Genomic DNA, 10,667 nt, shown 5'->3' with positions numbered 1-10,667 from the left:
GCGATCGGCCATCCATGGCCGTGCGCGGCTAACCCGGCATCCATGCCGGGTTGCCAACTGCGCAGAACCTGCGCTCGGCCTTCCCAAGGGGCAAGAAGATCAAGATCAACAACAGATCAAATGCAAAAAATCTCGTTTACCTGTTCAGCCCAGCGCTTCAAAACACTGCTCAATCGAACGTCGCTGTGTCTCGGCGTACAAGCTTAATTCATCAATGGTCGAGCGCCCCAAGGCTTGTTCGAACGCTTGTCTGTTCGAGTGTTCGCCGTAGTGGCTTTGCGCGGCATCGCCGAGGTTCGACTGGAAAATCCCCGCGGCACTGACGGGCAGGAAGTCTTCATACACCAACGGTTCTACCTGAAAAAAACCTTCATCAAGCAGCTCGTCCAGCGCCAGGGATTTCAGGTCCGAGGTTGCCCTTCCTTTTTCCGTGACGAAGTAGCGAAAGTACGCCAGTTCCTGTTGGCGCATGCCTTCAAGGGTGTCGGGGAATTCGGCGAAGTGTTGTGTCATCAGTGCGTTGTAGCGTGCAGCGTTGCCTTCGTTGGGGAAGTCGTCGAGTTCATCCCGGGCGGCGTTGAGCAAACGGTCATACAGCGCCCTGCCTTTGGGGGTCAGGGCGGCGCCGCGTTGTTCGATTTCACCGAAGCGGGCGCTGTGACTGCCGTGGGTGCTGGTTTGATCGGTGAAGGCGATGGGCTCGTCCAGGGCTTTGAAACTGGTCTGACGCAGCAGGATCGGGCACTGTCGGCGAGGCGGGCCTTCGATGACTGCTTTGGGGGTGATGCCGTGGGCAGGCATTTGCGCCTGGACGATATCGATGTCCAGGGTTCGCGGTGTCAGGTGGTTGATGTGGGGGCCTTTGAATGCCACCACGTCGGCGATCAAGCGATGTTGGGCGCTGAGTTTGCGGTACTGCTCGGCGGTGACGGTGGCGCTGTGGTGCCAGCGAAAGGTTTCAAGTGCCTGTTCGACGAAGTGCCGGGCATCCTCTTCGGTGAGGCCGCCATCGCGTTCCGCGCGATCGATGAGGTTCAGCGCTGCCGGGGTGAAGATCGAACGCTGATCCAATACCGATTGCGCGAAGGCACGCAGTTCCAGGTCTTCGATCAGCTCCAGGCGCAGCAGTGAGGTGAACACTCGAAACGGGCTCACCTGCAACGCCATTTCATGCACCGCGCGGAACGCCGTGGAATGCACTGGTACGCCAGCCGGGGTCAGGTCGTAGTAACCGACCGGTTGCATGCCCATGACCGCAAACAAGCGGGCGAGGGTGGCCAGTTCGTTGGCCGTGCCTACGCGGATCGCGCCGTGGCGCTCCAGGTCCAGACGCTGGATCTCGCCGGTGCTGTTCAATTGGCTGGCCACCTGCGGATCGGTTTCCAGCACGTGGCGGTTCGTTTGTTCCACCAATGCCATCAATGCGCCGTACAGCGGCACTTCTTCGCGGTACATGTCGGACATCGCTTTGGAGAAGCGTTGGCGGATCAGGTCGGGGCTGACGAAGCTGGGGTGGCTCATGAAGAAATTTCCTGGCGCGGTGACGAAAAGGATGGAGAAAAGATCGCAGCCTTCAGCGACGCCGACAAACGAAGAATCTTACGGACTTCATTCTGCCAAGGACTGCTTGCCCAGCCTGATTGCGCGCCTGGCTCCAATCCCTGTAGCAACTCGCATACACCACGCCCCCTCGCCACACCGCAGTCGGACGCAGCCTTCGGCAGCTGCTACAGGGATTGGAGCCGACCGTGCAGTCCCGATTACACCGGAAGGTGCGAGCGGTGGGCGGCCAGGAATTCTCCATACAGACGCGCCGTGTAGGCCGGCTCTTCGACCATGGGCATATGGCCGACGCCTTCGAGAATTTCCACCCGCAGATCTACGATGCCTTTACTCCAGATGGCCACGCTGCTGACATCGATCAGACGGTCTTTGCGACCCCACACCAGCAGCGCCGGGCATTTGATGTCGGGAAGTCGTGGTTCCATCGGCGGGCTGGCGCGAAAGTCTTTGAAGATTTCTTCGAGTTCATCGCGAGACTGTTCGTAGCGCTGGGCGATGGCGTCCAGCACCACGCCGGGTACCCAAGGTGGGTTGGCCATGGTCATGGCGTAGAAATGCCGGAACTCTTCCCGGGAGTTGATCAGGAACGGGTTGTGTCCCTTGGACAGCTGCCGTTCCAGGTCACTGATTTCGGGAGCCGTGACGCCGGCGGGATCGATGAGGGCGACCGAAGCGATTCGGTCGGGGTAGGTGGCGGCGAGCCAGGCGGCGATGTAGCCGCCCATGGAATTGCCGATCACATGGACTTTCTCGACCCCGCACACATCGAGCAACTGGATCATGCGTTTGGCCTGGAGCGCAATGTCATAACCGCCACCGGCCTTGAAGCCGGTTTCACCGTGGCCGGCGATATCGGGAATGATCACCCGGTGGCTGCCGACAAAATGTCGGGCGAAGCGTAGCCACAGGTTCTTGTCGGCGCTGTAACCGTGGAGCATCAACACGCTGCTGGTGGCTTCGTAGGGGCCACCTTGCCAGGTCGATACGGTCATTTCGCTGATCGGTACGACGATCTTGTGGAGTCGATATAGCCTGGCTTCGATGGTGACGCTCAAGTCATAAAGCACGTAGCCGATTGCGGGGTAGCTCAACCAGCTCCAGGCGATGAAAACGGCAATTGCGACAACCAATAGAAGCATCAGTGTCTTCCTTTTATCGGATCAGGAGAGGATATGGTCGGCGGGTTTCAGTGCCCGGGTCAGCCGGTGATAGCTGAAACTGAATCCCGGAAACATGGCTATCACATGCCCGCTCCGGCTGTGATACCAACTGTGGCAACCTCCGGATTTCCACACCGTGCGCTCCATTTCTCTGTGGATCATTTCAGTGTAGGTGCGTTCCGCGTCGGGGCGCACTTCGATGCTGCGCAAACCCCGATTTTTTAACGTAAGAATGCAGTCGAGGATGTAATTCATCTGCGATTCGATAATGAACAGCGCCGAGGTGTGGCCGATCCCGGTGTTGGGGCCGGTGACGATGAACAGATTGGGGAAGTCCGGCAGACTGGTGCCCAGATAGGCGCGGGGGTATTGCGCCCAGACGTCCTTCAGTGGCGTGCCGTTTTTTCCGCTGACCGGGTAGGAAATCACCCCGTCGGTGGCGTCGTAGCCGGTGGACCAGACGATCAGGTCAACGTCGATGTGCTGACCGTCCTCAGTGATGATGCCGGTTTCATCCAGGCTGGCGATGCCGTTTTTCCGGCTGTGCAGCGTCACGTTGCTGCGCCCGAGTGCCGGATACAGAGTGCTGGAGACGATAATCCGCTTGCAGCCGATGGCGTAGTCCGGGGTCAGTTTGCGGCGCAGTTCGGGGTCGGGTACCTGTCGCTTGAGAAAGCGCAGGGCGTGTTGTTGCACCAGCCGAATCGCCGGTTTGGAGTATTTGAATGCAATCACCCGGGTTTCGAACTGCCAATAGATCATCCAGCGCAGTAGCGTGTAGGCCGGTTTGAGCCCGAGCAGCCAGCGCTGGAAACGGCCAAACGTGCGGTCGGCGCGGGGCAACACCCAGTGCGGTGTGCGCTGGAACACATGCAAGTGCTCAACGTCCGGTGCGATCACCGGAATGACCTGCGCGGCGCTGGCGCCGCTGCCGACGATGGCCACGCGTTTATGCCGGTAGTCGTAGGTGTGATCCCAGCTGTTGGTGTGAAAAGCCTTGCCCTTGAAGCGCTCCTGGCCTTCGAAGTGCGGGATAACCGGTTGGCTGAGCGGCCCCGTCGCATTGATCACAAATTGCGCATAAAAAATGCCTTTGTTGCCGGTGTGTACCGCCCAGCGTTTGTTGGGCTCGTCCCATTCGATGCGTTCGACGTTTGTTTCCAGTTCCACCTTTTCCCGCAGGCCGAAGTGCTCCACGACGTGCTGGGTGTAGCGGTGCAGTTCGGCCTGGCCGGCGAACATTTGCGTCCAGCGAAAGGGCGCGAAAGACAGGGAATACAACGGTGAAGGGACGTCCACCGCCGCGCCGGGATAGGTGTTCTGGCACCAGGTGCCGCCGAAAAAGTCCCGCCGTTCCAGCAGGCGAAAATCGTCGATACCGGCTTTGAGTAAATTGATCGCCGCGCACTGGCCGCCGAATCCACTGCCGATGATCAGCACCTGGAAAGTCTGCATGAGCCTCCTTTATCGAGATCGAACGAAACTATCCCTTATGAAACCATCCCTCATATATAGACCACCTCTTGCGCCTGAAGCGATCTCGTTTGGCCGCCGGCCGGTGATGGCTATTTAACGTTACCCTGATAGACTCCGAGCACACACGCAACCCCGGTGTCATCAGGTTTCGTTCAGTGGCGTAGAGGCCTCTATGGAAAAAGCGCGAGTCAAGGGACTTTCATTGGCAAGGAGGCTCTACACGTCGCGAACCCTGGGTTTGGCACTTGGCCTTTTGTGCGTTGGCGCGGCGATGCATCCCCTCAACCCGGCCCCTTGGGTCTGGGTGGTGATGCTGCTCAATGCCGTTGTGTGGCCTCATCTGGCTTACCAATGGGCGCGTCGGGCGCCGGTTCCCTACCACGCCGAATACCGCAATCTACTGGTCGATGCCTTTTTCGGCGGCTTCTGGGTGGCGGCCATGCAGTTCAATCCGCTGCCCAGTGCCGCGACCATTTCCATGATGGCCATGAACAACGTCGCGATCGGCGGGTTGCGGTTTTTGCTGGTGGCTACGGTCGCGCAGATCCTGGGCGTCGGCGTCGGCCTGCTGATATTTGCCCCGGCTTTCATTCCTGAAACCAGTCAATTTCAGCTGTATGCCTGTTTGCCTTTGCTGTGTTTTTATCCGCTGGCACTGGGCTGGATCTGTTTTCGCCAGGCCTACACACTCGGTCAACACAAGCGTGAATTGCTGGCCTTGAGCCGTACCGACAGCCTGACCGGCCTGCTCAATCACGGGGCCTGGAAAGATCAACTGGAGATCGAGTTTCAGCGTTGCCAACGTCAGCGTAGGGGGGGGGCAATCGCGCTGATCGACATCGATCACTTCAAAACCATCAATGACACGTACGGCCATGTCGCCGGGGACATCGTCCTGCGGCAGTTGAGCAAGATGCTTAAACAAAACCTGCGAGCCGCCGATCTGGCGGGGCGTTACGGCGGCGATGAGTTCTGCGTCATTCTGCCGGACCTGCCCCTGAGCAGCGCGGCGGCCGCCATGGATTCGTTACGGGATCGCTTCGCCACGCTGGGCTACGAGCAGAATCCGGCGTTGAAGGTCAGCCTGAGCATCGGAATTGCCGCATTCGATCCGGGCCATGCCGATGCCACCCTGTGGCTTAACGACGCCGACCATGCGCTGTATGAAGCCAAGACCACCGGCCGCAACCGCGTGATTTGCAGCAGCGATAGCCGGCCTCATCATGAGTTGCTGGATTCGGTATAGGGTACGAACAGGCTGGCTGCCGTAGGGCATTGCAAGATCAAAAGATCGCAGCCTCGTTTCACTCGACAGCTCCTACAGGGCCGGGGCATGCATGGCCCCGACCGCTGACGCGCTACTCCTTGACGCTCATGAACTCTTCAGCCCAACGAATGTATTCCTCGGGCTGCGTGTAGGTGTGCGTCAGTTCGGTGGCGCTCAGATCCGAGGCCTGGGTAAACATTTGCCGTTGTTCCCGCAGACTGTCGTACGTCGCTTTGATGGCCGCGAAATACGCTCCATGGCCGTCGATGGTGACCCGCACGCCGAGTTCGGCGAGGCGTTTATCGTCGCGCAGCAGCGGGTTGCCGTAGGTCACCAGCATCAAGGGTACGGTCAGGTGCTCGGCAAGCTGCTCGAGGTGCTCGAAATCCCGAACGCCGACCATGCAGATCCCGTCCGCCCCGGCGCGCTGGTACTGCTGGGTACGGCTGATGATTTCCTGGACCGGCAGGATCCCTGCGTTGGTTCGGGCGACGATCGCCATCTCCGAATCAACCCGGGCTTCCAGCGCCGCGCGGATCTTGCCGACGCCTTCGGCAACCGTAATCAGGTCAGTGGATTTGCGGCCGAATTGCGCGGGCAGGAGGGTGTCTTCAATCGTCAGCGCGGCAATGCCGGCACGTTCGAGTTCGACGATGGTGCGCATGACGTTCAGCGCGTTACCGTAGCCATGGTCGGCGTCGGCGATCACCGGCAATTGGGCGACACGGCCGATGCGCGTGGCTTGCTCAGCAAACTCGCTGAGGGTAATCAAGGCAAAGTCTGGGGCGCCCAGCACCTGCAGCGACGCGACCGAACCGCCGAGAATGCCCACTTCAAAACCCAGGTCCGCGGCAATGCGTGCTGACATTGGGTCAAAGACCGACGCGGTGTGATAGCAGGTATTGGCAGCGAACAGCTCGCGAAAATTACGGCGCAAATCTTGATGAGATAGCCTGGACATAAGAGTTCCACCAATGGAATGGAATGGAAGGGCTTGAGCAAAAGTGTCAACGCCGAAGAAACAAAAGGCTATCACGGGGACGTAGGGGAAATGATGACGAATTTGCAGAAGGACTGACGCAAGGCGGTTTCTGTGGCGAAGGCGGCGGTGATTACGCCGCTACAGCCTTCAGTTGTCGGTTGACCAGCGGTATGGCTCTTATCGAGTCCCCGGGCTGCAGTTGCAGGCGCTTGGCGGTCTGTCGGTCGACGATCAGGCTGTTGCCATCCTGCCACGCTGGGGCTGCAGTGATACGGCAGTTCTCCATGCGACGATTATGGATCAGCCAGACCTGCGCCCGGTTATCTGGCGTGCCGATGGCCAGGATCAGCGGTTCGCTGTCGCGCACGGTGCGGATGCTCGTCATCGGCGCCTCGATGATCGGACCGCCGTCGAAGATATCGATGTACCCCTTGTGCGCAAATCCCTCGGCCTCAAGAATCTTCAACGCCGGCGCTGTATTGGGGTGGGCTTTGCCGATCACGGCCTGTGCCTGTTCGGTGAGCAAACAGGTGTAGAGGGGCTGGCGGGGCATCAGTTCCGCGATGAATGATTTGCTGCCCGATCCGGCCAGATGGTCGGCCTGACTGAAATCCTTCTTGAAAAAATGCCTGCCCAGGCTGTCCCAAAACGGCGAGCAGCCTTGCTCATCGGCACTACCGCGCAGTTCAGCGATCAGTTTGTCGCCGAACAGGTGCGTGAATTCAGCCACAAACAGCAGACGCCCCAATGACAGCAATCGTCCGTTATTGCCCCAGCGATGATCCAGGCGCAGGAACAGCGAACACAGCTCTGATTGCCCGGTCATTTCATTGTTCAGAAACAGCGTGGGAATCTGACGCTTGATGCCCAGGTCCGGTGCAGAACTGACGGTGACGCCGACGCGATAGTTGTACCAGGGCTCGCGCATACCGACCGCTCCCGTCAGGGCACTGATTCCGACAATCTGTTGATCGTCGTCTTCGAGCACGAACAGGTAATCGGCATCGGCACGTTCCACTTGTTCGGCGAACGTGCGTTGCGCCCAGCGCACCCGGTGGAACAGTTGTTCTTCATTGGCTGGCAGGGTGGTGAACCCGGGACCGGCTTCGCGCACCAGCGCGAGCAACGCAGGCAGGTCGGTGACACTGACCGGACGGACTAGCATGTTGAAGCTCCTTCTTCGCGACTGCCCGGGCGCAGTCGTGGGAAACGTTGTCGGGCGCTCGTCAAAGGGCGATCAACCGTATCCGGCTGCCTTCGCTCACGTTCAAGGCAGCGCGCATCCTGGCGTCAAGTACCACTGGTTGCCCAGGGTTGACGTCCAGTTCGGCGACAATCGCCCGATAGCCCTTAAGTAAATCGTTGCTCACCAGATAGCGGCCACGGGCATCAATGGAGGACCCGGTTTTTACCGTGGCGATATGACTTTGGGCGATGGAGCGGATGTCGCAAAGCCGGGCTTGCAAGGTAGGACCGCCGTCAAACAGGTCGACGTACTGACAGGTATCGAACCCCTCACGCTCGAGGATATCGAAGGCTTCCTGGCCATCGGGATGGATGCGTCCGACGCAGTCGCGTGCCGTCTCGGGCAACATCGGCAGGTAAATCGGGTAGTGGGGCATCAGCTCCGCAAGGAACGTCCGGCTGTTCAAACCGCACAGCTTTTCCGCCTCGGCATAGGGCAGGTCGAAGAAATGCTTGCCGACTGCGTCCCAGAACGGCGACCCGCCTTCATCGTTGCTGAAACCGACAATCTCCGTGATTACTGTGTTGGCAAAACGGCTTGAGTGAGCACCGATAAACAACAGTCGAGCCCGGGACAGCAGTTCGGAAAACGGCGACCGAACCCACTCGGCGTCAATATGAAAACCCCGCAACAAGGTATGGCCGCTCAGGTCATGACACAGCGACAGTGTGGGTACGTCATGCTCGATATTGAGTTCACGCGAGGCACTGGTGTAGTGACGGTTGCGCAGGCTGTAGAAGGGCTCGTTGTAGCCGGCAGTGGCGAGGATTTCCGAACAGCCCACCAGGCGCTGGCACGTCAGATCTTCCAGGACGAAGAAATAATTCTCCGGGCCATGATCTTCAACGTCTTTTTCAATCGAGGCACAAGAGTCGAGTACCCTCTGGCGCAAGCGTTCAGCGTCGTCCGGCAAGGACGTGACACCCACCAGGCTTTCGCGGGCAAGTCGCTGTAACTGGGGCAGGTCGTTTAACTCGACCGGGCGTAAGACCAGCATGGACGTACTCCTGTATCAAAGGGTTCGGTGGCACGCACCCAACCTGACTATCACTGTCGGTTTCCACGCATTGCTCGGGCGGTACCCTGATGTGTGTTCAGGTGCCGCTCTTCTTCTGTGTCAGCTTTTTAGTGTTGAACGGTATTACGATGACGTGTTGAACACCTGTTGTGTCATCGGGCAAACACTGGGTTATCGAAGGTGATCATTCAGGGCGGTTAGACAGAGCGTCCGTGCTTCTGCTGGATATTTTTCCTGTGTTTTCTGCTTTCGCGAAATCAGTATTTATGGAAGCCAGGGTGCCTGTCTAGTGAATTTTTGCCAGGCGTTTCAACGTCTTGAATAAGGCGAAAAGCCCGTATGCCAAGGGCTACAAGAATGACGCTCCTGTGTGTAGGCCCTTTCCAAAATTGGTGTAAGACAATGCCTTTTTCTACGCGTTAATTAATGAAAGCCGCGCAAACGAAATGCTCCCGTTGGCGTGGGATACGGCACAATTAAGCAATCATCCACGGCCTGTTGCCGTGCTCCGAACCTTTTGATCGAGTGATTTTTTGTGCAGGCGACCCATTTGACTTTGATTTGCCACGCTCGAACCGTCGCACAAAAATTAGGGCGTTTTCCTACAAATGAGCCTGTGGAAATAAAATGGCAGTCGGCAGAGGGTTCGCGCGCTGCCTTTTTCAAAAAAGCACCACGCTTTCTGTGTGGACCGGAATTGCGCACCCGGCAAACGGCTGCGTTTTACGCCAATGATGTCGAGGTTGCCGAGGCATTGCGCGATTGCGATTTCGGCCGATGGAGCGGGGCGCAGATCGATGACTTGCAGCAGTCAGAACCCGAGGCCCTCGAAGCCTGGCTGGCTGACCCGGTTTGCGCACCCCATGGTGGCGAGTCGGTTGCACAACTTCTTGAGCGAGTCGCCGCCTGGCTGACGACCCTTGAGGCAACCCCCGGGCACGTCGTGGCATTCACCCATCCCTTTGTCATTCGCGCCGCGCTGACCCATGTCTTGAACTGTTCGGCGTTTAATCAGATCGATGTTGAACCGCTGTCGTCCACCGAACTTCGCTACAACGGGCGCTGGCGACTGCGCTTGCCAGAGACGGTTATAGAGGACGCAAAACGATGAAAAAGCTTCTGGTGATCGGCATCGGTGCGGGCAACCCCGACTACATCACGATGCAGGCGGTAAAGGCGCTCAACCTTGTCGACGTGTTTTTCCTCATGGACAAGGGTGAAAGCAAAGACAAGCTGATCGAACTGCGCCGCGAGATCTGTGAGCGCTACATTACCGATCACGCCTATCGCTTCATCGAAGCCCACAGCCCGGAGCGCCAGCGAGGTGATGTGGACTACACGACCAGCGTCGATGATCTGAATCTGGCCAAGCAGCGCACGTTCGAACGGCTGATCAACGAGCAAATGTCCGACAACGAGTGTGCCGGTTTTCTGGTGTGGGGCGATCCGGCGTTGTACGACAGCACTGTGCGGATTTTGCAGGCAATCCTGGCGTCAGGCGTTTGTGTATTCGATTTTGAAGTGATTCCCGGCATCACCAGCGTTCAGGCGTTGGCAGCGCAGCACAAGGTGCCGTTGAATCGGATCGGGCGGTCGATTGAAATCACCACCGGGCGCCGTCTGGCAGCGGGGCAGGTGAGCAATGCCGACAGCCTGGTGGTGATGCTCGATGCGCAAGATGCCTACCATCAGGTGGCTGATCCGGAGACCGAGATTTATTGGGGCGCTTACCTGGGGACGCCGGATGAAATGCTTATCAGTGGCAAGCTCAAGGACGTGGCGCAGGAGATCGAGCGGGTGCGCAAAGCTGCCCGAATGGCCAATGGCTGGATCATGGATACCTATTTATTGCGTAAGCCTTGAGATGTGTTGCGCCTAAGCAGGCCTCATCGCGAGCAGGCTCGCTCCTACAGTGATTTAAGTAGTTCGCAGATTTTGTGTACACCACCTTTCCA

Annotated in this window: 9 protein-coding genes; 3 read left to right on the top strand and 6 right to left on the bottom strand. The window is 58.5% G+C overall.

The window, feature by feature from the left end; all coding sequences use genetic code 11:
• Positions 1–144: 144 nt before the first annotated feature.
• From hglS to AC3ZVB_RS24300, 3 genes are all read right to left on the bottom strand, one after another.
• Positions 145–1,521 (bottom strand): 2-oxoadipate dioxygenase/decarboxylase HglS, encoded by a 1,377-nt coding sequence (gene hglS / locus AC3ZVB_RS24310; protein ID WP_490147923.1) that lies wholly within the window; start codon positions 1,519–1,521, stop codon positions 145–147.
• 239 nt (positions 1,522–1,760) lie between these two features.
• Positions 1,761–2,702 (bottom strand): alpha/beta fold hydrolase, encoded by a 942-nt coding sequence (locus AC3ZVB_RS24305; protein ID WP_162440313.1) that lies wholly within the window; start codon positions 2,700–2,702, stop codon positions 1,761–1,763.
• A 21-nt stretch (positions 2,703–2,723) separates the two neighbouring features.
• On the bottom strand, positions 2,724–4,178 hold the full coding sequence (locus AC3ZVB_RS24300; RefSeq protein ID WP_490147922.1) for a flavin-containing monooxygenase: 1,455 nt from the start codon (positions 4,176–4,178) through the stop codon (positions 2,724–2,726).
• Positions 4,179–4,371: 193 nt separating this feature from the next.
• Here AC3ZVB_RS24300 and AC3ZVB_RS24295 point away from each other — a divergent pair, with 193 nt between their 5' ends.
• Positions 4,372–5,445: a diguanylate cyclase gene (locus tag AC3ZVB_RS24295; protein WP_490147921.1), complete on the top strand. Its 1,074-nt coding sequence runs from the start codon at positions 4,372–4,374 to the stop codon at positions 5,443–5,445.
• A gap of 112 nt (positions 5,446–5,557) precedes the next feature.
• Here the strand turns inward: AC3ZVB_RS24295 and AC3ZVB_RS24290 are convergent, their stop codons facing one another.
• The 3 genes from AC3ZVB_RS24290 to AC3ZVB_RS24280 form a co-directional block, all read right to left on the bottom strand.
• The gene (locus tag AC3ZVB_RS24290; protein ID WP_162440316.1) at positions 5,558–6,427 is read right to left on the bottom strand and encodes an isocitrate lyase/PEP mutase family protein; all 870 of its coding nucleotides are present in this window, start codon (positions 6,425–6,427) and stop codon (positions 5,558–5,560) included.
• A 151-nt stretch (positions 6,428–6,578) separates the two neighbouring features.
• Complete coding sequence (gene astA / locus AC3ZVB_RS24285) at positions 6,579–7,613, bottom strand: arginine N-succinyltransferase (protein ID WP_490147920.1); 1,035 nt, start codon at positions 7,611–7,613, stop codon at positions 6,579–6,581.
• 61 nt (positions 7,614–7,674) lie between these two features.
• The gene (locus AC3ZVB_RS24280) at positions 7,675–8,691 is read right to left on the bottom strand and encodes an arginine N-succinyltransferase (protein WP_490147919.1); all 1,017 of its coding nucleotides are present in this window, start codon (positions 8,689–8,691) and stop codon (positions 7,675–7,677) included.
• A 556-nt stretch (positions 8,692–9,247) separates the two neighbouring features.
• Between AC3ZVB_RS24280 and AC3ZVB_RS24275 the strand changes: the two genes are divergently transcribed.
• Both AC3ZVB_RS24275 and cobF read left to right on the top strand, forming a co-directional pair.
• Positions 9,248–9,823, top strand: coding sequence for a histidine phosphatase family protein (locus AC3ZVB_RS24275; RefSeq protein ID WP_490147918.1), 576 nt, complete (start codon positions 9,248–9,250; stop codon positions 9,821–9,823).
• A complete protein-coding gene (gene cobF, locus AC3ZVB_RS24270; RefSeq protein WP_490147917.1) occupies positions 9,820–10,575 on the top strand; it encodes a precorrin-6A synthase (deacetylating) in 756 nt (251 codons plus the stop codon). The genes AC3ZVB_RS24275 and cobF overlap by 4 nt, the downstream gene beginning before the upstream one ends.
• Positions 10,576–10,667: the final 92 nt, after the last annotated feature.

Source organism: Pseudomonas sp. MDV22-iso1 (genome assembly GCF_058145095.1).
This window is presented reverse-complemented; position numbering and strand designations above follow the sequence as displayed.

Bases quoted from the DNA above. Each gene is read 5' to 3' on its own strand.
- AC3ZVB_RS24295 (WP_490147921.1), top strand. From the start codon at position 4,372: ATGGAAAAAGCGCGAGTCAAGGGACTTTCATTGGCAAGGAGGCTCTAC.
- AC3ZVB_RS24280 (WP_490147919.1), bottom strand. From the start codon at position 8,691: ATGCTGGTCTTACGCCCGGTCGAGTTAAACGACCTGCCCCAGTTACAG.
- AC3ZVB_RS24290 (WP_162440316.1), bottom strand. From the start codon at position 6,427: ATGTCCAGGCTATCTCATCAAGATTTGCGCCGTAATTTTCGCGAGCTG.
- hglS (WP_490147923.1), bottom strand. From the start codon at position 1,521: ATGAGCCACCCCAGCTTCGTCAGCCCCGACCTGATCCGCCAACGCTTC.
- cobF (WP_490147917.1), top strand. From the start codon at position 9,820: ATGAAAAAGCTTCTGGTGATCGGCATCGGTGCGGGCAACCCCGACTAC.
- AC3ZVB_RS24305 (WP_162440313.1), bottom strand. From the start codon at position 2,702: ATGCTTCTATTGGTTGTCGCAATTGCCGTTTTCATCGCCTGGAGCTGG.
- AC3ZVB_RS24300 (WP_490147922.1), bottom strand. From the start codon at position 4,178: ATGCAGACTTTCCAGGTGCTGATCATCGGCAGTGGATTCGGCGGCCAG.
- astA (WP_490147920.1), bottom strand. From the start codon at position 7,613: ATGCTAGTCCGTCCGGTCAGTGTCACCGACCTGCCTGCGTTGCTCGCG.